21 protein-coding genes are annotated in these 22,881 nt (G+C 59.7%); 15 read left to right on the plus strand and 6 right to left on the minus strand.

Translation table 11 applies throughout. The features are described 5' to 3' along the window. Positions 1 to 27: 27 nt before the first annotated feature. Positions 28 to 981, minus strand: coding sequence for a hypothetical protein (locus C5J22_RS01545; RefSeq protein ID WP_105436851.1), 954 nt, complete (start codon positions 979 to 981; stop codon positions 28 to 30). A 319-nt stretch (positions 982 to 1,300) separates the two neighbouring features. Here C5J22_RS01545 and rfbC point away from each other — a divergent pair, with 319 nt between their 5' ends. From rfbC to rfbA, 4 genes are read left to right on the plus strand one after another with little or no spacing between them, the layout of a single operon-like run. Continuing rightward, positions 1,301 to 1,873: a dTDP-4-dehydrorhamnose 3,5-epimerase gene (gene rfbC, locus C5J22_RS01550; protein WP_105436852.1), complete on the plus strand. Its 573-nt coding sequence runs from the start codon at positions 1,301 to 1,303 to the stop codon at positions 1,871 to 1,873. A gap of 10 nt (positions 1,874 to 1,883) precedes the next feature. Then, positions 1,884 to 2,945: a dTDP-glucose 4,6-dehydratase gene (gene rfbB / locus C5J22_RS01555; protein ID WP_105436853.1), complete on the plus strand. Its 1,062-nt coding sequence runs from the start codon at positions 1,884 to 1,886 to the stop codon at positions 2,943 to 2,945. Continuing rightward, positions 2,945 to 3,889 carry a dTDP-4-dehydrorhamnose reductase gene (gene rfbD, locus C5J22_RS01560; protein WP_371412522.1) on the plus strand — a complete coding sequence of 315 codons (945 nt, stop codon included), beginning with the start codon at positions 2,945 to 2,947 and terminating at the stop codon, positions 3,887 to 3,889. Before rfbB ends, rfbD begins: the two co-directional genes overlap by 1 nt. After that, positions 3,886 to 4,749, plus strand: coding sequence for a glucose-1-phosphate thymidylyltransferase RfbA (rfbA, locus tag C5J22_RS01565; protein WP_105436855.1), 864 nt, complete (start codon positions 3,886 to 3,888; stop codon positions 4,747 to 4,749). Before rfbD ends, rfbA begins: the two co-directional genes overlap by 4 nt. A 157-nt stretch (positions 4,750 to 4,906) precedes the next feature. Here rfbA and C5J22_RS01570 read toward each other — a convergent pair whose 3' ends face one another. Next, on the minus strand, positions 4,907 to 5,374 hold the full coding sequence (locus tag C5J22_RS01570) for an Lrp/AsnC family transcriptional regulator (protein ID WP_046666233.1): 468 nt from the start codon (positions 5,372 to 5,374) through the stop codon (positions 4,907 to 4,909). A 121-nt stretch (positions 5,375 to 5,495) separates the two neighbouring features. Between C5J22_RS01570 and C5J22_RS01575 the strand changes: the two genes are divergently transcribed. From C5J22_RS01575 to ehuA, 11 genes are all read left to right on the plus strand, one after another. Next, positions 5,496 to 6,974, plus strand: a complete 1,479-nt coding sequence (locus C5J22_RS01575) for an NAD-dependent succinate-semialdehyde dehydrogenase (protein WP_105436856.1) — start codon at positions 5,496 to 5,498, stop codon at positions 6,972 to 6,974. A 14-nt stretch (positions 6,975 to 6,988) separates the two neighbouring features. Next, entirely contained in the window at positions 6,989 to 8,392 is a 1,404-nt protein-coding gene (locus C5J22_RS01580; protein ID WP_105436857.1) for an aspartate aminotransferase family protein, read from the plus strand. A gap of 176 nt (positions 8,393 to 8,568) precedes the next feature. Beyond that, entirely contained in the window at positions 8,569 to 10,017 is a 1,449-nt protein-coding gene (locus C5J22_RS01585) for a PLP-dependent aminotransferase family protein (RefSeq protein ID WP_105436858.1), read from the plus strand. A gap of 68 nt (positions 10,018 to 10,085) precedes the next feature. Beyond that, positions 10,086 to 11,105 (plus strand): hydroxyectoine utilization dehydratase EutB, encoded by a 1,020-nt coding sequence (eutB, locus tag C5J22_RS01590; protein ID WP_105436859.1) that lies wholly within the window; start codon positions 10,086 to 10,088, stop codon positions 11,103 to 11,105. Further along, positions 11,102 to 12,115 carry an ectoine utilization protein EutC gene (gene eutC, locus C5J22_RS01595; protein WP_105436860.1) on the plus strand — a complete coding sequence of 338 codons (1,014 nt, stop codon included), beginning with the start codon at positions 11,102 to 11,104 and terminating at the stop codon, positions 12,113 to 12,115. The genes eutB and eutC overlap by 4 nt, the downstream gene beginning before the upstream one ends. After that, positions 12,112 to 13,290, plus strand: a complete 1,179-nt coding sequence (doeA, locus tag C5J22_RS01600; protein WP_105436861.1) for an ectoine hydrolase DoeA — start codon at positions 12,112 to 12,114, stop codon at positions 13,288 to 13,290. Before eutC ends, doeA begins: the two co-directional genes overlap by 4 nt. A gap of 4 nt (positions 13,291 to 13,294) precedes the next feature. Beyond that, positions 13,295 to 14,311 carry a N(2)-acetyl-L-2,4-diaminobutanoate deacetylase DoeB gene (doeB, locus tag C5J22_RS01605; protein WP_105436862.1) on the plus strand — a complete coding sequence of 339 codons (1,017 nt, stop codon included), beginning with the start codon at positions 13,295 to 13,297 and terminating at the stop codon, positions 14,309 to 14,311. Positions 14,312 to 14,370: 59 nt separating this feature from the next. Next, positions 14,371 to 15,222, plus strand: coding sequence for an ectoine/hydroxyectoine ABC transporter substrate-binding protein EhuB (gene ehuB, locus C5J22_RS01610; RefSeq protein ID WP_105436863.1), 852 nt, complete (start codon positions 14,371 to 14,373; stop codon positions 15,220 to 15,222). Between the two features lie 60 nt (positions 15,223 to 15,282). Next, positions 15,283 to 15,948, plus strand: a complete 666-nt coding sequence (ehuC, locus tag C5J22_RS01615) for an ectoine/hydroxyectoine ABC transporter permease subunit EhuC (protein WP_105402648.1) — start codon at positions 15,283 to 15,285, stop codon at positions 15,946 to 15,948. A gap of 13 nt (positions 15,949 to 15,961) precedes the next feature. Then, positions 15,962 to 16,654, plus strand: coding sequence for an ectoine/hydroxyectoine ABC transporter permease subunit EhuD (ehuD, locus tag C5J22_RS01620; protein ID WP_105402647.1), 693 nt, complete (start codon positions 15,962 to 15,964; stop codon positions 16,652 to 16,654). After that, positions 16,651 to 17,433: an ectoine/hydroxyectoine ABC transporter ATP-binding protein EhuA gene (gene ehuA, locus C5J22_RS01625; protein ID WP_105402646.1), complete on the plus strand. Its 783-nt coding sequence runs from the start codon at positions 16,651 to 16,653 to the stop codon at positions 17,431 to 17,433. Before ehuD ends, ehuA begins: the two co-directional genes overlap by 4 nt. A gap of 406 nt (positions 17,434 to 17,839) precedes the next feature. Here the strand turns inward: ehuA and C5J22_RS01630 are convergent, their stop codons facing one another. The 4 genes from C5J22_RS01630 to C5J22_RS01645 form a co-directional block, all read right to left on the minus strand. Further along, positions 17,840 to 19,447 (minus strand): FGGY-family carbohydrate kinase, encoded by a 1,608-nt coding sequence (locus tag C5J22_RS01630; protein WP_105436864.1) that lies wholly within the window; start codon positions 19,445 to 19,447, stop codon positions 17,840 to 17,842. Between the two features lie 10 nt (positions 19,448 to 19,457). After that, positions 19,458 to 20,186: an SDR family oxidoreductase gene (locus tag C5J22_RS01635; protein WP_105436865.1), complete on the minus strand. Its 729-nt coding sequence runs from the start codon at positions 20,184 to 20,186 to the stop codon at positions 19,458 to 19,460. Between the two features lie 21 nt (positions 20,187 to 20,207). Further along, entirely contained in the window at positions 20,208 to 21,275 is a 1,068-nt protein-coding gene (locus tag C5J22_RS01640) for an ABC transporter ATP-binding protein (protein WP_105436866.1), read from the minus strand. Between the two features lie 84 nt (positions 21,276 to 21,359). Next, positions 21,360 to 22,799, minus strand: coding sequence for an FAD-dependent oxidoreductase (locus C5J22_RS01645; RefSeq protein WP_105436867.1), 1,440 nt, complete (start codon positions 22,797 to 22,799; stop codon positions 21,360 to 21,362). Between the last annotated feature and the right edge of the window lie 82 nt (positions 22,800 to 22,881).

A 22,881-nucleotide genomic window follows, 5' to 3' on the forward strand; every position in this document is an offset into this window, starting at 1 on the left:
TGCCTCGGCAGGCTCAGCAACATTCGGTTACGAATGCGCGGCCCCTGCCGCTCTGAGACGCGCGATACGGCCGTCCAGTTCTTCTAGCCGGCGGCCGAAGCCGAGATTGTCCGGCTGATACGCCATGGCGTCTGCAAGCATGGCCCGCGCCGTCACAAGCTCACCGTCGCGAATATGGCGGTTGGCCCGATGGTAGAGGAAGTTTGCCTGCTCGACAGGAGAAAAATTTGGTCCGAAGCGCGCGTGAAACCTGTCGGCCCAGGCCCGATGCCGAGCAATCGCCGTCATGGCGATCTGATAGGGCCGCATTGGCGCGGTCACGCGCGCTGCACGGGCGAGACGGCGCAGACCCGGAAGATCGTCTGCGCGGCAGGCCTCGATCAGCGACAGCGCGCGCGAGGTCCCGGTAAAGGCGCGAACGGTGCCATGGCCGGTCATATGGACAGGCACCAGTCGGGTCCTCTCCTGTAGCGCCGTGATCCGAACCGCGTGCTGGTGATCGACGGTGTGAAACGGATCGAAGAACAGATAGGCCCGGCCTGCCGCGTGATCAGGCGCGATCCCCATATTGGCATGAAGGTCGGGCGAGAAATGGCGCGCAAACCTGCCGTCGAAGGGAACAGCCTTCGGATCGATGGAGACTTGCGGGCAGAAGGCGACGGCAACTGTGGCGTTGAAGCGCCTCCGATAGCGCAATGCCGCATAGCCGCCCTGCGAATGCCCATAGAGGATCCGCTCCGATGTCGCGTGAAGTATGGGCGCGGCCGCCTCGACCGCCTTGACGACGCTCGCCGCTGGAAACCAGTTCGGCCGCCTGCTGATGAAGCCGAGCGCCGAAATGCCGGCCTTCTCGCACAATCGCTGCCCCCAGAAACGACTGCCGTTCGCCCTCATCTCCATTTCGTTAAACGTGACGAGAAGATATGGAGACGACCCGGAATGATGTATCACCTCTAGGTTTTCATCCGAAAATATGATCATACGGTCACCATCAAGCAATTATGGAATAAAAATAATTCAATTTTTGAACTATATTTGTTCCATCGCGCGATTTTCGTAAAATGTTGCTTAACATCAATAACATATTTACACGCTCTATAGGAATATCTATTTGTTAATCTCCCATTCTTGGCTATGGGAATTTTATCCGGCTCGGAAAACACCAACCGCACCCTGCGTTCACACAAGATGTTTCTCGCCTGCATGCGTTCCCCTGGAGAAGACGAGACCGGCTTCGTTGCAACGGCACAAAAACGAAAAGCTCTTTGAGATGATCTAGCGATCTGAGTGCGAGGAAGACATGCAATTTGAACGGACGAAAATCGCCGACGTCGTGCTGGTGACGCCGCAAAGAAATGGAGACCATCGCGGCTACTTTTCAGAGACTTTTCGTTCTGACGTCTTTGGTCAAAACATCGGTACCTTCAATTTCGTCCAGGATAACCAGTCGCTTTCCGTAGACGCTGGAACGGTGAGAGGATTGCACTTTCAGATTGAACCTCGCGCTCAAGGAAAGCTGGTCCGGTGCATCGCCGGTTCCATCCTCGACGTCGCAGTCGACATCCGGAGAGGATCACCGACTTTTGGACAATATGTCCAAGCGGAACTGACCGCCGAGAACGGTTGCCAAGTCTGGATTCCCGCCGGGTTTGCACATGGGTTCTGCACTCTCCAGCCTAACAGCATCATCTCCTACAAGGTAACGGACTACTACAGCCGCGACCATGACCGCGGAATATTGTGGAATGACCCCGAGCTCAGCATCAGGTGGCCGGTGACAGCAGAAAGCGCCGTGCTTTCGCAGAGAGATCGGATGCAACCACGTCTCGCCGAGCTTGAGGCGACTTCATTCACAATAGCAAGTGGCAGCTAGGGAGCATGCAATGCGCGTCCTCGTTACCGGCGGAGCCGGGTTCATCGGATCGGCTGTCGTGCGTCATCTGGTTCTCGTCAGAAACTACGACGTCTTGACCGTAGATAAGCTGACTTATGCCGGCAACGTGGCGTCGCTCGCCACCGTCGAAAGCAATCCGCGGCATCGTTTCCTTCAGGCAGACATTTGCAATCGAGCGGCGATGCAGGAGGCGTTCGACAGTTTCAAACCCAACCGAGTCATGCATCTGGCGGCGGAGAGCCATGTGGACCGCTCTATAACTGGCGCCCGCGACTTCATCGAAACCAACGTCGTCGGCTCATTTACCTTGCTGGAGGCAGCCCGGCACCACTGGCAGGATCTCTTCGGCAAAGCTAAAACAGAATTCCGCTTTCTCCACGTCTCTACCGACGAGGTGTATGGCTCTCTCGGCGAGGGCGGATTGTTCACCGAAGAAACCCCCTACGATCCCTCTTCTCCCTATTCAGCGTCCAAAGCAGCCTCTGATCACCTGGCAAAAGCGTGGGCCCGCACCTATCGCATGCCGGTTATTGTCTCCAACTGCTCGAACAATTACGGCCCTTATCACTTCCCTGAAAAACTGATCCCGCTGATTGTGCTGAATGCTCTTGAGGGCAAATCGCTGCCTGTTTACGGCAACGGCGCCAACATCCGCGACTGGCTATTTGTCGAGGACCACGCAAGGGCGCTGGACCTCATCGCCGAACGCGGGAGGATCGGCGAAACGTACAATATCGGCGGCCGTAATGAGCGGAGCAACATAGAGGTGGTCAAGCACATCTGCTGGATCATGGATACCCTGCGGCCGCAGAATGCCCCACACGAGCGACTGATTACCCATGTCACGGACCGGCCCGGGCATGACGCACGCTACGCGATCGACGCCACCAAGCTGGAGGCGGAATTGGGTTGGAAGGCAGAAGAAAATTTCGATACCGGGATCGAAAAGACCGTCAACTGGTACCTGGAAAACGAATGGTGGTGGGCACCGCTTCGTCAGGGCTACGGTGGTGGCCGGCTCGGCCTCCTTCATCGATCCGGAGGCAAATGATGGCGCGGCGGTATGTGGTCACCGGACGTGGCGGGCAGGTCGCACAGTCTCTGATCGAGCGAGCCGAGCGCCACGGCGAGATAAAAATTATCCCGCTAGCTCGACCCGATCTCGACCTTGCCAATATCGGAACGATCGAAAAAGCTCTTGTGGAAGCGAGACCTGAACTGATCATCTCCGCTGCCGCCTATACCGCCGTCGACCAAGCGGAAAGCGACGCGGCCAAAGCTTTTGTCGTCAACAGTGCGGCCATAAATGAGATCGGTCGCGTAGCGACCAAGCTTAATGTGCCGGTTATTCACTTTTCGACGGACTATGTCTTCGACGGCGATAAGTCTTCGCCTTATCAAGAGAGCGACCCTGTCGCGCCCCTCTGTGTTTATGGTCGATCGAAGCTTGAAGGCGAACGTTGTCTCGACGCGTCGGGGGCGGATTACGTCATCCTCAGGACTGCGTGGATCTACAGCCCCTTTAACAAGAACTTTTTGCGCACGATGTTACATCTTGCCGGAAGTCGTGACGAACTCGCTGTCGTCGCCGATCAATACGGCAATCCAACATCTGCACTCGATATCGCCGATGCCATATTAACGGTTGCCGACAATTTGCTGTCGTCACGGGACCAGCGCCTGCGCGGTATATTCCACCTAGCGGGAAGCGGTGAAGCCAGCTGGGCAGACTTTGCTTCCGAGATCTTCCGCATATCTGCCGAGATGGGTGGCCCGTCTGCGATCGTCCATCCGATCCCGACTGCGCAATATCCGACACCGGCTCGCAGGCCAACCAATTCGAGATTGGATTGCAGCAAGCTCGAACGGATTCACGGTGTTCGACTGCCCAACTGGAAAATCGCGACCGCGACCACGTTGCAACGGCTCTTGGCCAGCGGTGCGCCGGAAAACAGGCCGGCATGGAAGAGGCATTTTGAGGAGAATTGTCGATGAAGGGTATCATTCTGGCTGGCGGCAACGGGACGCGGCTGCATCCGATGACGCTTGTCACGTCGAAACAGCTAATGCCCGTCTATGACAAGCCGATGATCTATTATCCGCTCTCGACGTTGATGCTAGCCGGAATACGCGACATCCTCATCATCTGCACGCCGCATGATCTGCCCGATTTTCGCGGCCTGTTAGGTGACGGTTCGGCCTGGGGAATCTCGCTTTCCTATGCGGAACAGCCTTCACCTGCAGGTCTTGCTCAAGCTTACATCATCGGTGCCGATTTTGTCGGATCGGATCAGTCCTGTCTCATTCTCGGTGATAACATTTTCTACGGCCATGGCATCACAAAGCTTTTTGAAAGCGCTGCGGCGCGCAACGATGGTGCGACAGTGTTCGCCTATCATGTTCACGATCCGGAACGTTATGGCGTTGTCGAGTTCGACAAGGCAATGAAGGCGATCTCGATCGTCGAAAAGCCGACTGTCCCGAAATCCAACTGGGCGGTTACCGGACTCTATTTTTACGACAAGGACGTGGTCGACATTGCCGCAAACCTCAAGCCATCGCTGCGCGGTGAACTGGAGATCACCGATATCAACCGAGTCTATCTCGAACGTGGCAAGTTGAACGTCGAACAAATGGGCCGCGGTTTTGCTTGGCTCGACACCGGGACGCCTGAGAGTTTGTTGGAAGCAGGCAATTTTGTCGGCACTCTGCAGAAGCGGCAGGGCATCAAGATCAACAGCCCTGAAGAGGTCGCTTGGCGCAGGGGCTTTATAGATGACAAGCAACTGGAGGCCGTCGGCAAGAAGCTGGGCAAGAGCGAATATGGTAGATATCTACAAACGCTTTGTACCTAGGTTCAAGCAAATCTGATGTGGGTTCGTCGTTGTTCGCCCGTCCGCCCTTCAGTTTATCCCTTGTTCGCTTTGTTGGTCGAAGAGATGGACCTTCGATGACCCGCTAGCCGGATATGTGCCGGACGACATGCGGAGCAAGGCTGTGCGCAGACGGCGATCAATCCTCGATCGGGAAAGCAAAGCCAGCTTTCACTCGATCCATTACCACCATGGTTTTGAAACCTCTAATATCGTGGTTCTCGTAGAAAAACCGACGTGTGAAGGCTTCGTAGTCCTCCATGTCCTTCGCGGTAATAACCAGAATGAAATCGGCATCGCCCGTCACGTAGTAGCCGATCATGACTTCCCGAGTGGCGCGGATCGCTGCCTTGAATCGATCAACGATGTCCGCGCGTTCGCGCTCTAGCGAGACAAGCACGATCATGGTGATACCGCGGCCCCCGGCCTTTGGCGAGACGATCGACACATCTGCCTCGATCACCCCTTCTTCACGCAGCCGCTTCAGGCGCCGCTGACAAGCCGTCGGTGAGAGATTGACAATTTGCGCCAGCTCTTCTGACGTCATGCGATTGTTCTTTTGAACAGCCTCAAGCAGCGCTCTGTCCGCTCTATCGAGAGTAGTCATGCAGAAATCCTGCGCCAAGAGCCAAAATTGAGCACAATTCCTGCACGGAAGGTCAAATCAATGCAGCCAGGCGATCATGTCCTACGACTAGTCTCTTTGTAAACCTAATTTGGAGCCCCGCATGAAAGGTATCGCCAGCGCTGCGCTGAACAACCTGAAACGACCCGATCTGATCGAGCGCCGTGCCTTTCTGAGCGGCACATGGGCAGCACGCGCGGAGACGCTGGGCGTCGTCGATCCTGCAACCGGCGAACACCTCGTCGATGTGGCGGCCTGCTCGCTTGAAGACGCCGATGCTGCCGTCGACGCTGCGAAGAACGCCTTTCTCGCTTGGCGTGACAAGCTTCCCGTCGAGCGGGGCCAGATCCTTCGCATCTGGGGCAAGCTGATGCGCGATAACGCGCAGGATCTCGCTGTTATCATGACGGCCGAACAGGGCAAGCCGCTGGCAGAGGCACTTGGCGAGATTTCCTATGCCGCGAATTTCCTCGACTGGTTTGCCGCCGAAGGTGAGCGCGCCTATGGCGAAACGATCCCGAGCCACCTGCCAGGCAGCCGCCTCTCGGTACAGATGCAGCCGCTTGGCGTCACCGTTGCGATCACGCCGTGGAACTTTCCCTCCGCCATGATTACCCGCAAGGCGGGCGCGGCTCTCGCGGCCGGCTGCACCATGATCGTCAAGCCTGCTCCGGAAACGCCGCTATCGGCGCTTGCTCTGGCAAAGCTCGCGCAGGAGGCCGGGATGCCCGCTGGCGTATTCCAGGTTCTCACCGGCGAAGCTGCCCCGCTTGCACGCCGTCTGCTGGAAGACACGGACGTGCGCGCATTTTCCTTTACCGGCTCCACCGAGGTCGGGCGCATCTTGCTCACGCAGTCGGCCGCAACCGTGAAGAAGGCCTCGTTGGAACTTGGCGGCCATGCACCTTTCATCCTGTTCGACGACGCCGGGCTTTCCGACGCTGTAAAGGGCTGTATCGGCGCAAAATTTGCCACGTCAGGGCAGGATTGCCTCGCCGCCAACAGGATTTACGTCCAACGCGGGCATTACGATCGGTTCGTCGACGCCTTCGCCAAGGCGACCCTGGAGCTTAAAGTCGGTCACGGCCTCGAACCCCACACCGATATCGGGCCGATGACCCGCCCTTCGGTAGCCGAAAAATGCCGCCAGCAGATTGCACAGGCACTCTCCGCCGGCGCACGCCTCGTCTGCGGCGGACAGGACAGCCCGCTTGGCGGCAATTTCGTCACACCGACCGTGCTTGCCGATGTCACCGATGACATGCTGATCGCACGCGAAGAGACCTTCGGCCCAGTTGCCGCAATACTGCCGTTCGATGACGAGCAGGACGTGCTCGCCCGTGCCAATGCCACCGAAATGGGGCTGGCAGCCTACGTCTACACCAATGATCTTGGTCGCGCGATGCGCCTTACCGACCGGCTGGAATACGGCATGATCGCCGTCAACACGCCGAAATTCACCGGCGCCTCGATACCCTTTGGTGGCTGGAAGCAATCCGGCCTTGGTCGCGAAGGCTCGCGCCACGGCCTCCTGGAATATCTCGAAGCAAAATATGTCTGCTTCGGCAATCTCGCTGCATGAAAGGATCCGCTGCTATGACCACCAACCTCGATCAGATCGCCGAGATGGACCGCAAATCGGTCCTGCATCCCTTTACGCAGATCAAAGATTTCGCCAGCGGCAAATTGGGCGATCCGACGATCGTCGAAACCGGCAAGGGCATCCGCATTCAGGATGCACAGGGGAACCAGCTGATCGACGGCTTCGCCGGTCTTTACTGCGTCAATGTCGGCTATGGCCGCACCGAAGTTGCCGAGGCCATCTCGCGCCAGGCCTATCGCCTCGCCTATTACCATACCTATGCCGCCCACACGACGGATGAACTTGCGATCCTCTCCGACCGTCTGGTGAAAATGGCGCCAGGCCGGATGAGCAAGGTTTTCTACGGCATGTCGGGTTCCGACGCCAACGAAACCCAAGCCAAGCTCGTCTGGTACTACAGCAACCTGCGCGGCACGCCGAACAAGAAGAAGATCATCTCCCGCGAACGGGGTTACCATGGTTGCAGCGTCGTCTCCGGCTCGATGACCGGCATGAGTTTTTACCATGACCACATGGACCTGCCGCGTGCCGGCATTCTTCACACCGGCGCGCCGCATCATTATTGGGGCGCCGACGCAGGCGAAACGGAACTCGAATTCTCCAAGCGCCGTGCCGACGAACTTGAAGCGCTGATCCTGCGCGAAGACCCTGACACCATCGGCGCTTTCATCGCCGAGCCCGTACTTGGCACCGGCGGTATCACTCCACCGCCGCAGGGCTATTGGGACGAAGTGCAAAAGGTCCTCAAGAAATACGACATCCTGCTCATCGCCGACGAAGTCATCACCGGTTTCGGACGTACAGGCTCAATGTTCGGGTCGCAGCATTACGGCATCGAACCTGATCTGATCACAGTCGCCAAAGGCCTTACCTCGGCCTACTTCCCCCTGTCGGCCGCCATCGTCGGCGAAAAGGTCTACAAGGTGATGGAAGAAGGTGCCGACCGCGTCGGCGCTTTCTCGCATGGCTACACCTATTCCGGCCACCCGATTGGCGCTGCTGCAGCCAACGCCGTTCTCGACATCGTCGAGAAGGAGGATCTGCCCGGGAATGCACGCACGGTTGGCACCTATTTCCAAGCACAGCTGAAGGAAAAGTTCGCTCAGCTTCCCATTGTCGGCGAAGTGCGAGGCGTCGGCTTGATGGGCGCCATCGAATTTGTGGCGGATCGGGAAAAGAAGACGCGCTTTGCGCCCGGCCTTGCTGTCGGTGCACGTATCTCGAAGGCAGCGCGCAATCGTGGACTGATTGCCCGTGCCATGCCGCATGGCGATATTCTGGGCTTTGCGCCGCCCCTCGTCACGACGAAGGAAGAGGTCGACGAGATCATTGCCATCGCCGAATCCGCTGTGCGCTCGGTCATGGACGATTTGGTCCAGGCTGGCGAAACGATTTGACGCAGGCATGACTGCCGGGCGGGACAAGTCCCGCTCGGCCATGCCTGTTACCGAGCAAATCGCAGCGATCGTGATTATTCCGGATGCAATTGCGGCCCAGGCTGCATAATGCTTCATCTTTGAGACGAAGCGTGCATAATGTCATGAAATAGCCGTCCTCAAAACGAGCCAATTTCATGCGACGTCAAGCCAATCCCCTCAACCTTGTTCCGATCGCGGCGACCAAGCCGGTGGCATGGCGGCCGCACCTTTCCAAGCAAAGGGGTGAGACGAAACATGCGGCGCTCACCGAGCGCATCATCGCCGATATTGATGCCGGCGTTCTCAAGCCGATGGATCGCATGCCGACGCATCGCGATCTGGCGCGCGAACTCGGACTTTCGGTCCAGACGGTCAGCCTCTCCTACAAGGAGGCTGAGCGGCTCGGCTATCTAAGTGGTGAGATCGGTCGCGGTACCTTCGTCAAGACACGCGTGACCGACCGCGCCGGCCGCATGATGCTTGACCATAGTGCCAACGAAGTGCACGACCTTTCCATTATTCGCGGCGTCTATCTCGATGCGCACGAGGCCGCATCTCGCGAGATCCTTCGTGAGCTTTCCGAAGGCGACAATGCAAGCTTCATGCGCCCATGCCGCCCGATCGCCGGCCTTGATCGTCATCGAGAGACGGCGCGCATCTGGCTATGCACGCTCGGCGTCGCGGCCGGGGTGGAACGCGTTCTCCTCACCAACGGCGCCGCCCACGGCATTTTTCTCGCCCTGAGCTGCATCGTCCGCTCCGGCGATGTCGTCTTGAGCGAAAATCTCACCGATCACGGCATCATCGGACTTTCCAATATACTCGGCTTCAGCCTGAAGGGCCTGCCTACCGACAATGAGGGCATTTTGCCCGATGCACTGGAAGCCGCGTGCGCAGCAGGCGGTGTCCGGGCATTGGTGCTTATTCCAACCCTCAATAATCCGACAGGTCACGTCTCGGGTGCAGAACGCAGGCATCAGATAGCCGCGATTGCGGCACGTCATGGCGTGTTCGTCATCGAAGACGAGGTCTATCGACCACTGATCGAAGAGGACCTGCCTTCGATCACGGAAATGCTGCCTGATCTCGGTTTCTTCGTCACGAGCTTCACCAAGGTGGTGCTGACAGGGTTGCGCGTTGGCTATCTCGTTGTGCCACCCGCCTATTCCATTCGCGCCGCCTCAATCCTGCGCGTATCGAGTTGGAGCGGCACCTATCTGACCGGCGAAATCGCAACACGATGGGTCGAGAACGGCACGGCGCAGCGTCTGCTCGAAATCCAGCGTGACGAAGCAAAGGCACGCCAAAACATCGCGACAGAAATCCTCGGCGACCATATCGCCTCCAGTCATCCGCTCTCGCTCTGCGCCTGGCTCAAGGTCCCGCCGCACTGGTCCGAGGAAGGCCTGGTCCGTTCGCTCACCAACCAGAAAGTCGCCGTCACGCCGTCCGAACCCTTCATTGCCGGACCGGGTCATGGTGGCGGCATTCGTATCTGTTTGGGCGGACGCCTGAACCATGCAAGCCTGGCCAAGGCGCTGACAACCGTGCGGCAGGCCTTTGAGCAACTGCCGCCGGTCTACGACGTCGGTTCGATCGGCTAGAGCAACCCCAGGACAATCATTGAATCATTACAATATAATAATTGACATGATTTTACTTCGCTCACAACATGACAATCATGAAGAGCGACGTCCAGTCCAGATTGACCGAAGAAACCGTCCAGCCAGTCATCCTGGCAGACATTGAGCAGGCTGCGACCCGCATTGCCGACAGGGTGGCGCGCACGCCGCTCGTTCGCTCCAGCACGCTTTCTGAATACACCGGTCAGTTCGTCCACCTAAAGCTCGAAACATGCCAGCCCGTCGGCGCCTTCAAGCTGCGCGGCGCGATGAACGCTATCCTGTTGCTGGATGATGCGGCACGCGAACGCGGCCTCGTCACCGCCTCGACAGGTAATCATGGTCGCGCCGTGGCCTACGCCGCACGTGAGCTTGGCGTTCCCGCCATCATCTGCATGTCATCGCTCGTTCCGGCCAACAAGATCGAAGCCATCCGCTTGCTCGGCGCCGAAATCCGCATTGTCGGCCTGTCGCAGGACGATGCACAAGAGGAAGTCGAACGCCTGACCAAGAGCCGCGGCCTGACGCCGATCCCGCCTTTCGACCATGCGGACGTCGTTGCCGGTCAAGGCACGATCGGCCTTGAGATTGTGAAAAGCCTGCCTGACCTTGCGACCGTGCTTGTTCCCCTTTCCGGCGGCGGTCTGGCCGGTGGCATTGCCGTTGCCGTCAAGGCCCTGAGACCACAGGCCCGGGTCATCGGCATATCGATGAAGCGCGGGGCAGCCATGCATGCAGCGATTGCCGCCGGCAAGCCTGTCGCAATCCGCGAAGAGGAAACGCTGGCGGATTCGCTTGGGGGCGGCATCGGCCTCCAAAACCATGTCACCTTTGCGCTCTGCCGCGATCTCCTCGACGACATCATCCTTCTCAGCGAGGATGAGATCGCCGAAGGCATCCGCCATGCGGCGCGCAACGAGAGCATAACCGTCGAGGGCGCCGGCGCGGTCGGCATTGCCGCTATCCTCGCAGACAAGGCCGAGCTGTCCGGCCCCACCGCCGTCATCGTCTCAGGCGGCAACATCGACCCGAAGATGCACCAGAAAATCGTCGAGGGGACCACCCTATGAGCCGCATCACTATTTTGATGGAAAAGGATCTTCACGCCATCGTCAAGCTCGACGTCTCCGCGGTCGATTGCATCGAACAGGCGTTTGCGGCGCTCGCCACCGAAGCCGTTGCGATGCCGCCGATCCTGCGCCTCGACATCCCGGAATTTCGGGGTGAAGTGGACGTCAAGACAGCCTATGTGCCAGGCCTTGACGGCTTCGCCATCAAGGTCAGTCCGGGATTCTTCGACAACCCCAAGATCGGTCTGCCAAGCCTGAACGGGTTGATGATCTTGCTCAGCGCGAAGACCGGATTGGTCGAAGCCCTTCTTCTTGACAACGGCTATCTCACGGATGTGCGCACCGCAGCGGCCGGTGCCGTCGCCGCACGACATCTGTCGCGTGAAGACGCCTGCGTCGCGACGATCCTGGGTGCAGGTGTTCAGGCACAGCTGCAACTCGCGGCTCTCATGCTTGTGCGCCCGATCAAATCGGCGCGCATCTGGGCACGCGACCACGCAAAGGCGCAGACGCTTGCTGTCGATTTCGCGCGTAGCCACGGGATAGAGACCGCCGCAATTGCCGATCCGCGCGAGGCCGTGCGCGGAGCAGATATCGTCGTCACAACGACGCCGGCCGAACGGCCGATCCTGATGGCCGAATGGCTTGAACCCGGTCAGCATCTGACCGCGATGGGATCGGATGCAGAGCACAAGAACGAGATTGATCCGGCCGTCTTTGCTCGCGCGATTTACGTCCCGGATCGAATATCGCAGACCAGCATCCTCGGTGAGTTACACCATGCCATCAAGACCGGCGCAGTCATGCCGGACCGGCAGTTTGCGGAACTCGGAGCTGTCATCGCCGGTAAGGCAATTGGCCGCTTGAACGCAGACGAAATAACCTTTGCCGACCTTACGGGTACCGGCGTGCAGGACACAGCCATCGCCAATCTGGCGCTTGCCCGCGCGACAGATGCCGGACGTGGCCAGACGATCGAAAACGACATCAAAATGGGAGATGCAGCGTGAGTGTGACGCTGAACTTTACCCGCGAGGAATATGCCGCTCGCCTTTCCAAAACCCGTCACGCGATGGAAAAGGCGGGGATCGATCTCCTGATCGTCACCGATCCATCCAACATGCACTGGCTTACCGGCTATGACGGCTGGTCCTTCTATGTGCATCAATGCGTGCTGGTGCCGCCGAGCGGCGAGCCGATCTGGTACGGCCGCAAGCAGGATTCCAACGGCGCCAAGCGCACCGCTTATCTGGACCATGACAATATCATCGGCTACCCGGATCACTACGTTCAGTCGAGCGAACGCCACCCGATGGATCTTCTGGCGCAGATCATCGGCGAGCGCGCATGGTCCAGCCTCGCGATAGGCGTCGAGATGGACAATTATTATTTCTCGGCCGCAGCCTTCGCCTCTCTGCAAAAGCATCTCCCAAATGCCCGTTTCAAGGATGCGGCTGCCCTCGTCAACTGGCAGCGCGCGATCAAGAGCACGACCGAACTCGACTATATGCGCAAGGCAGGCACGATCGTCGAACTGATGCACAAGCGCATTGTCGAGGTTGTCGAACCCGGCATGCGCAAATGCGATCTCGTCGCCGAGATCTATGATGCCGGCATTCGTGGTACGCCGGAATTCGGCGGCGATTATCCGGCGATCGTGCCGCTCCTGCCATCGGGCGCAGACGCTTCCGCGCCGCACCTGACCTGGGATGACAAGCCGATGCGTTCGGGCGAAGGGACGTTCTTCGAAATCGCCGGCGCCTATAAGCGTTATCATTGCCCATTGTCGCGGACCGTATTCCTGGGCAAGCCGACGCAGGCCTTTCTCGACGCGGAAAAGGCGACGCTCGAAGGCATGGAGGCGGGCCTTGCCGCGGCAAGGCCTGGCAATACTTGCGAGGACATCGCCAACGCCTTCTTCGCCGTGTTGAAAAAATACGGGATCATCAAGGACAACCGGACTGGCTATCCGATCGGTCTGTCCTATCCGCCGGACTGGGGCGAACGCACCATGAGCCTGCGCCCGGGCGACCGCACGGAGTTGAAGCCCGGCATGACATTCCATTTTATGACCGGTCTCTGGCTCGAAGACATGGGGCTGGAAATCACCGAAAGCATCGTGATTACCGAAACGGGCGTCGAATGCCTGTCGAATGTGCCGCGCCAGCTGTTCGTGAAAGGCTGAGGCCATGCTGACGAGTGCGCCCCGCCCCTCGCCGATAACGCCGACCGTCGATTTCGACGGGAAGGGCGTGCAGCACGGGCATCTGCGATTGCCCTACAGCCGTGACGACAGCGCCTGGGGCTCGGTGATGATCCCGGTCTGTGTCATCTCCAACGGCGAAGGCCCGACCGCCCTCCTCACCGGTGCCAACCATGGCGACGAGTATGAAGGTCCGGCGGCTCTCTTCGAACTGGCACAGACGCTGGATCCTTCGCAGGTGAGTGGACGCATCATCATCGTCCCGGCGCTCAATTATCCCGCGTTTCGCGCCGGAACCCGCACGTCGCCGATCGATCGCGGAAATCTGAACCGTAGCTTTCCGGGTCGCCCGGATGGAACGGTGACGGAAAAGATCGCGGACTATGTCACCCGCAATCTGGTACCGCTCGCCGACATCGTGCTCGACTTCCATTCGGGCGGCAAGACGCTCGATTTTCTTCCCTATGCAGCAGCACACGAACTGCCCGACAAGGATCAGGAGGCGCGTTGTTTTGATGCCGTTGCGGCTTTCGCTGCGCCCTACTCGATGAAGATGCTGGAGATCGATGCGGTCGGCATGCTGGATACGACGGTCGAGGAACTGGGCAAGGTCTTCGTGACCACCGAGCTCGGCGGTGCTGGCACTGCCAGCGCAAAAACGATCGAGATCGCGCGAAAGGGCAGTCTCAACCTCCTGCGCCACGTCGGAATCCTGGAGGGCGCGCCATATACCCAGCCGACCCGCTGGCTCGATATGCCGTCAAGCGATTGCTTCACATTCGCTGCAGATGACGGACTGGTGGCGTTCGCGCACGATCTCGGCGATCCGATCATTACCGGCGACATCATCGCCAGCATCTACCCGGTCGGAAAGACCGGTGTTGCGCCGATCCACTGCCGCGCTGCCATGGATGGCGTTCTGGCGGCTCGCCACGTGCCCGGCCTCATCAAGGCCGGCGACTGCCTTTCCGTGATCGCGACGATCACGGAGAAGATCAAATAAACGCAACCATCTGAGATCCGAAAACGGACCAGAAGAACCTTAACCAGAGGAGAATTCGAATGCGCATCTCTAAAACCATTTGCCTTACCGCACTTGCGCTTTGCATCGGCGTCACGTCGGCCACCGCACTGACCGTCGAAGAAGCCAAGAAACAGGGATTTATCCGTGCCGCGACGGCCAACGAGGTACCCTACTCGTATATGCAGCCGGACGGCACTTCTGCCGGTATCGGCCCCGACGTCGCCAATGCCGTTCTAAAGTCCATGGGCATTGAGGAGGTCAACTGGACCGTAACGCCCTTCGGCACGCTCATTCCAGGTCTCAAGGCTCGTCGCTTCGATTTTGCCGCCGCAGAGCAGAACATATCCCCGGAGCGCTGCAAGCAGGTCGCCTTTACCGAGCCCAATTCGTCCTACGGTGAGGGACTGCTGGTCAAGAAGGGCAATCCGAAGCGCCTGACGACCTATGGCGACATTGCAAAAGACCCGTCCTTGAAAGTTGCCGTGGTTTCCGGTGCAAACAATGTCGACTTCCTGCGTGCCGTCGGCGTCAAGGACGAGCAGATCGTCTTCATTCCGGCGAATGCCGATGCGATCCCGACCGTGCAGAGCCGGGTCGATGCCTATGCGGCGACCGAGTTGACCGTTTCCGAACTCGCCAAGGGACAGGCCAATGTCGAGCAGGTTGCGCCGTTCAAGGACCCGATCGTCAAGGGCGCACCCGTCCGCAACTATGGCGGCTTTGCCTTCCGTCCGGAAGACAAGGAATTGCGCGACGCGTTCAACACTGCGCTCATCGCGTTCCGAAAGACGGATGGCTACAAGAAGACCCTGATGAAGTATGGCCTGTCGGAACAGAGCATTGCGGCAGCAGCGGAGAAGAAAGTCGCTGATCTCTGCTCCGGGAAGTAACAAAAAAAGCGCCCGGTCCCGGACCGGGCGCTACCTGCTTTCATTCGGAGATATTGCCAGATGAGCTGGACAGCCTACCTGCCGATGCTTTGGCAAGGCGCTACCGTGACGATGACGATCACTTTGGCAGCGATCGTCTGCGGCGCGATGCTCGCCTTCGTTTTCGGCATCCTGCGCGTCGAGGGAGGACCGATTTTGTCGGCCGTCGCGCTCTGTTACACGGAGGTGTTTCGTGGGACCTCGCTGTTCGTTCAGCTGTTCTGGTTCTATTACGCGCTGCCACTGGTCGGTCTGAGCTTCGATCCGATCACCACCGGCATTCTGGTATTGGCCGCCCATGTCGGCGGCTATGGGGCCGAAATCGTTCGAGGCGCCCTCGCATCAGTCTCCGTGCAGCAGCTGGAGGCCGCCCGAGCGTTGAATTTCAACCGTGCCCAGACCCTCTTTCGCATTTCGCTGCCACAAGCCATCGTCGAAATGATGCCGGCCTTCGGAAACCTCGCCATCGAAACGCTGAAGCTGTCCTCGCTGGTGTCGTTGATCTCGATCGCCGATCTCACCTTCGCGGCCCAATCCATTCGCAACATCACGCTGGACAGCGCGAGCATCTATTCGATCACGCTCGTATGCTACTTCGCCATGTCGCTCGTCCTGATGGCAGCCGTGCGCGTGATCGAGCATTTCGTCCGGCGCGGCGATGTCTTCCCTCGCTCGGCTCATTCGTGAGGATCTTACCGCCATGATGTATGGTTACGAATGGGACACGACAACCTGGGTTACCTACACGACCTCGATCCTGCCAATCATTCTGATTGGTTTGACCGTCACGTTGAAGGCTGCAGCCGCTGGGTTCGCGATTGCACTGGTGCTCGGCCTGGTGTTCGCCCTCTTGCGCCGAAGCCGCGTCAAGGTGATCTCCTGGACGACCGCCGTTATCGTTGAGTTCCTGCGCGATACGCCGCTTTTGGTGCAGCTGTTCTTCCTCTACTACGTGCTGCCCGATTTCGGTATCGTGCTCCCCGCCTTTCTGACCGGTGCCCTGGCGCTCGGTCTGCAATATGCGGCCTACACGTCGGAGGTCTATCGCGGCGGCATCGAAGCGGTGCATCACGGGCAATGGGAAGCGGCAACCGCGCTCAATATGACGCGCATGCAGGCCTATCGCGATATCATCCTGCCCCAGGCCGTTCCGCGAATAGTCCCTGCCATGGGCAACTATCTCGTGGCCATGATCAAGGAAACCCCGGTTCTCTCGGTGGTCACCGTTCTTGAGATGATGGGGCTTGCCAACATGATCGGCGAACGCACCTTCGAATATCTCGTGCCGCTGACGCTTGTCGGCCTGATCTTCCTTCTGCTGACGCTGATCTGCTCAGCAGGCCTCCACCGCTTGCATAAAGCTCTTCCAAAGGCAGGAATACCCTTGCGATGACCAACAATATCGATCCGCCGCCCATCATCGAGTTTTCCGATGTCACCAAGCGCTTCGGGATTCTGACGGTGCTTGACCACTTCAATTTCTGCGTCGCGAAGGGCGAGAAAGTCACGCTTATCGGACCGTCAGGCTCCGGTAAATCGACGGTCCTGCGCATTCTTATGACACTCGAACCGTTCCAGGAAGGCAAGCTGACGCTTGCTGGCACGTCCTACCACGAGCAGGGCGGCAAGGGCCGGTTCCAGGCCTCGGAAAAACACCTGCGCCAGATCCGCAATCATGTCGGCATGGTCTTCCAGAGTTTCAATCTCTTTCCGCATATGACGGTGCTTCGCAACGTTGTCGAAGCGCCGGTGCGGGTATTGGGAATGGCGCGCGCGGAAGCCGAAGGGCGTGCGCTGGACCTGCTGCAGATGGTGGGGCTCGCGGACAAGAAGGACCACTATCCGGTCCAGCTTTCCGGCGGGCAGCAGCAGCGTGTGGCAATTGCCCGTGCGCTTGCGATGCGCCCACGGGTTCTGCTTTTCGATGAGCCGACATCCGCGCTTGATCCGCAACTGGTGGGCGAAGTGCTTTCGGTCATCCGCGCTCTGGCGCATGAACATGATCTCACCATGCTGATGGTCACCCATGAGATGCGCTTTGCCCGAGAGGTGTCAGATCGCGTCTGCTTTTTCGATAAGGGGCGCATCTGCGAACAGGGTGCACCTGAAGAGATATTCGGCGCGCCGCGAATGGAGCGGACGCGCGAATTTCTGTCATCGGTTCTAGGGTAACCAGGAAACCCCGCAGGGGGAGAGACAGGGGCGGAAGGCTTAGAAAAAACCGCTGGAAAGAAGCTCTGGATAGGGTTGGAACCCACGATCCTGTGGGCCACAATCCATATCTTCGTAGGCGTCCGGTCAGGATACTTCGCGCGCCCCTTCGCTTTCACGCCCTGCTCGATAGGATCGAGGACGTAGGCGAACGAATGCTCTGGGAAGCGCTTCGCATGTTCGTTTGCGATTGCCTGGTCTTGCAGCAATTGCATCCGACGGTCCCGCCGCATGGCACTTGCCCAGGGATTGGGCGGGAAAGAGGCGGCTGACCTGCTCGGCATCAGCGAGCCGACCGTGCGCTCGCATCTAGCAATCCGATTGCCGGTCGGCATTCAGCGCTAAATCGCATCAAGGACCAATTGCATCAATGATCGCGCATGCCGCGGTAGGCTTCCTGCAGGGCGAGGAACGTCCTGTAGCGCTGCGTATGAATGTCCTGCGCCGACAGATCGGGGCCGATACTCTCACCCAGATTGGACATTCTGCACATGGCTGACTCGAGGCTGGGCACGTGTCCCTCCGCAACCGCACCCAGCATGGCTGCGCCAAGCAGGACCGGCTCGTCCGTATCGACGGTGGCGATGGCGATGCCGGCAGCATCGGCGAGCATCTGCCGGACCAACCGGCTTCGTGCCGCCCCTCCACTGACCACGACCGTTGTAATGGCGATGCCCTTGGCACGGAGCGCATCGAGGATCTGCCTGAGGCCGTAACCAATGGACGCCAGACCGGCAAGATAGAGGCGCACGAGGCTGAGCTCGTCCGCATCAAGGCCGAGCCCGGCGATGACGGCCCGAGCCTGCGGGTCTGCAAGAGGTGCACGATTGCCGAGGAATTCGGGCACGATATGCAGTCCCTTTACGATGTCGGTGATCGAGAGGTCGGATGAGAGCCCCTGCGCTCGACGTTCCAGCCATTGCACCAGACCCATTCCCTCGTGTTGCGCGAGGCGAACCGCCTCCGAGGCGTAGGGATGAAGCTGGACCAAGTGGTCGATGGCCGCCCCGGCTGCCGACTGGCCACCCTCATTGAGCCACATGCCTGGCAGAAGCGCCGAGAAATACGGCCCCCATATGCCCGGGACGAAGACGGGGGCGCGCGTGACGTTCAACGTGCAGGCCGATGTGCCGAAGACATAGGCCAGCCGTTGCTCCAGCTCTCCGGGGAGACCCGCGGCGCCAAGGGTGCCGACGGCGCCGGCATGTGCATCGATCATGCCGGCGGCAACAGGTGTTCCGGACACCAGTCCCATCTGTGCCGCCGCATCGGCGGTCAACCCGTGCGAAAGACACGTGCCGGGCTCGACGACATCGACCCCGAGCCGCGCGAAGCCGGCGTCCATCAGTCCACTCAGCCCAATCTGCTCAAAATAATCAGGATCCCAAGAGGCTTCGTGGGCCAGATAGGTCCACTTGCAGGTCAGGGTGCAGGTCGAGCGTTCAAGGCTGCCGGTTGCCTGCCACGTGAGGAAGTCCGCCAGGTCGAAGAGATGGCGGGCGCGGTGCAGACTGTCTGGCAGATTGCGCGAGAGCCACAGGATCTTCGGCGTTTCCATCTCCGGAGAAATGCGGCCACCAACATAGTCGAGGACGCTGGCGCCTTTGTCGTTGATGTAGGCGGCCTCGGCCGTCGCCCGCTGATCCATCCAGACGATAATGTTGCGCTCGTCGATGCCATCAGCATTGACGGCGACCGGCTTGCGCGCCTCATCGATGAGAACCAGCGAGCACGTCGCATCGAACCCGATGCCGGCAACGGCGGCGGGTGGGATGGCGGACTGCCGCATGACGTCCCGAACCGCGTCGCATACGGCTTCCCAGATATCGACGCTCGATTGTTCGACATGGCTGGCGCGGGGGCGCCAAATCCGTATCGGCCTGCTGGCGGTGGCGACGAGGCGGCCGGAGCCGTCGAAGAGGCCGGCGCGGGCCGACCCTGTTCCTACGTCGATGCCAACGAAATATGTGGTCATGGGCGTCGCTCTAAAGGTCGAGGGCGGCTGGCAGGATGACCAGATCGCGAATGGTCACCTTGGGGTTGCGGGTCAGCATGAAGACGACCGCCTCCGCCACTTCGCTGGCCTCCATCAGGCTGCCATTGGCAAGCGCATCATCGAGCTTGGCCTTTGGCCAGTCATCGATCAACGGCGTCACCACAGGCCCCGGCAAGACGGCCCCTACCCGCACCCCGTGGGGAGCGACCTGCCGCCGGACGCTGTGCACAAATGCCTGAACCGCATGTTTAGAGGCCGTGTAGATGGGTTCCCAGACGACGGGAACGACGCCGGCAACCGAGGACGTGACGATGATATCGCCGGAGCCATTGGCGATCATGTGGCCGATCACCGCATGGATGGAGCGGAAGGCCGCATTAATGTTCAGATTGAGCACCCGGTCCCAGACATCCGGATCGCCGTCGGCGATGGGCCCGCCGACATAGGCGCCCGCATTGGCGTGGAAAATGTCCAGCCGGTCGGTGTGCTGCAGGATGCGCGGCAACATCTGCGACTGGCTTTCGCCGAGCAGAAGGTCGATCTCGATCGGGACTGCCAACTCGCCAAGTTCATCGGCCCGCTCGCGCAGGGCCGCAACGTTGCGGTCAATCAGAAAGGTTTTGACGCCATGGGCTACGAGATGCCTGGCGCATTCGAAGCCGATACCCGAGCCCGCGCCAGTGATTGCGGCAGTTTTGCCGGCAAGGTTCTGAACCATTTTCTGTCCTGTTCCTTTTCTTCAGTGCAGATCACTGATGGGGAAAAGCTTCGCGTCGATCTCCGAGAAGGAGATGCTGACGTCCGAATCCAGCGGCAACTCGACATCTCCTGACAGGACGGCCAGCACCTGCGCGTCGTTGGCGAGACGTAAATTCACCACCGTTTCAGGCCCCATGCGCTCGACTAGAACGACCCGACCGCTCAGCTTCCTTGAGCCACCCGTCAGCGAAAAAGCCTGCGGCCGGATACCAAGCAGCGCCTTGCCGGGGTTCTGCACGCGACCGGCCGGAACCGGGAACGGTTCAAGACCGGGAAACTCGATCCGTGCCCCGCCCCGCTCGATGGATGTCACATCGACTGTCAGCAGGTTCATCTTCGGCGAGCCGATGAAGCCGGCAACGAAGGCGTTGCAGGGATTCTGATAAAGCTCCATCGGGGCGCCGACCTGCTGCACGACGCCACCATTCAGAACCACGATCTTGTCGGCAAGCGTCATCGCCTCCACCTGATCATGCGTCACATAGATCATGGTCGCCGCGAGCTGGCGGTGCAGCTTGGCGATTTCCGTGCGGGTCTCCATTCGCAAGGCGGCGTCCAGGTTGGACAGCGGCTCGTCGAAGAGAAAGATCGAAGGTTCACGCACAATGGCGCGGCCGATGGCAACGCGCTGCCGCTGCCCGCCCGAAAGCTGGCTGGGTTTCCGATCCAGCAAATGATCCAGCTTGAGAATCTGGGCGGCTTTCAGAACGCGTTCTGTCGTCTCCGCCTTAGGTGTCTTTCGCAGCGAGAGGCTGAACCCCATGTTTTCGGCCACGGTCAGATGCGGATAGAGTGCATAGGACTGGAAGACCATGGCAATGCCGCGGTCGCGCGCCTCCACCTTGTTGCTGACGGTTCCGTCGATCTCCAGCGTTCCGCCGGAAATATCCTCGAGGCCGGCGATCATCCGCAGAAGCGTGGACTTGCCGCAGCCCGAGGGGCCGACGAAGACAACGAATTCGCCGTCCTTGATATCGAGATCGACGCCCTTGATGACTTCCAGGCCACCAAAGCTCTTCTTCACCCCGCTCAATTTCAAGCGAGCCATAGGCTTATCTCCCTGTCGCGTTGCCGCGCTCCGAAGGTTGTGCGATCCCCTCCGTGCCGGAGGGGATGTGTGGGGAATGGGTTGTCAGGCGGTGGGAATGCACACCTTTTCGTTTTCCGGAGTCAGCCGTTCGCCTTCGAGGCCGCGCAGATAGGCGCCCTTTTCGAGCAGCTTTCGGCGTAGCGCATGGATATCGACATCCGACGGCCGAACGCCTTGTGAAATCGCGATTCCCGCCGCACGGCCGGCAGCCTCGCCCATCGCCATGCAGGTTGCCATCACGCGGATCGCGCCCATGGCTTCATGGGTCGCCGAGATGGAACGCCCGGCGACGATCAGGTTCTCGATGCTCTTCGGCAGGAGGGATCGATAGGGGATATCATAGCAATCACCGCACCAGATCAGCGTGCAGCCCTCGTCGCCGGGGCGATGAATGTCGATAGGGTAGGATGCCACGGCGATGGCGTCCTCGAAGTGCCGGCAGCCGAGCACATCCTGTTCGTTCATCGTGTAACGCCCCACGATGCGGCGTGTCTCGCGGATGCCGAGGAACGGCGCGGTCTTGGTAAAATGAGCCTCCTCGAAGCCCGGGACATAGTTGATGAGATATTCGACGATGTCGTCGATCTGATGCCGTGCGACGATCTCTCCATGCGTCAGCGAACGCGCGTCGGTTCCGTCGGTCCCGGTCACGCGGGTCATGTTGATCCAGACTTCGCCCTTCTTAAGTCCCGTGATGATTATGGTGCGCTCGTTAGGGATGTCGAGATTGCGCTCGGTGCGCGCCTTGGCAATCAGTTCCCGCAGGCCGACGACGATGAACTGTTGATTCTGACCGAAATATTCGGCCGGAATGAAGTCGGTAAGATAGGTGCGTTTTTCGACGGCGATGGACATCCTCAGTTTTTCGGTGTCGACGTTCGAAAGGCAGAACATCAACGTCGGCGGCTGCATGCCCCCATGCTCGTCGCCCTTCTCGGTCGCGACGCCCGCCCGGTGGGCGACATCGGCATCGCCGGTGCAGTCGATCACGATCTTGCCGACGACGACGCTGCGACCGCTCTTGCTTTCTGTGACGACACCGCGGATGGACGAGCCGTCATCGCTCATGATCACGCCCGCGACGAACGTGTAGAAGACCACATCGACGCCAGCCTCGGTCAGCATCTCCAGGCCGACCGTCTTGACCGCTTCCGGCTCGACGAGGGTGATGCCCATGTGCAGCGGGCACGGGCGGTGCTCGGAGGCCGCATTGCGCTCCTTGAGACGGTCGATGAATTTCTGGGGCAGACCATAGATGACCTGATTGCCTTTCTGACCGAGGAAACCAAGGACCGGCAGGCCGATCGTCATGTTGCCGCCAACAAAGCTGCGGCTTTCGAGAAGTCCGACCCGCAGCCCATCTTCAGCCGCAGCAAGGGCGGCGGTGAGACCGGCGGGACCGCCGCCGACGACAAGGACGTCGTAGTCGGCGCTAACCGGTATCTCTCGGGCGGGTTCGGTAAAGCTCAGCGGAATATTCATGGTCGTAGTCCTGAAGGGTAAAGGGACAAGGCGGTGATGGATGGGGCGGCCATTAAGATGGATCGCCGCCCCATGATATTGA

The organism is Neorhizobium sp. T25_13, assembly GCF_002968675.1.
Taxonomy (GTDB): Bacteria; Pseudomonadota; Alphaproteobacteria; order Rhizobiales; family Rhizobiaceae; genus Neorhizobium; species Neorhizobium tomejilense.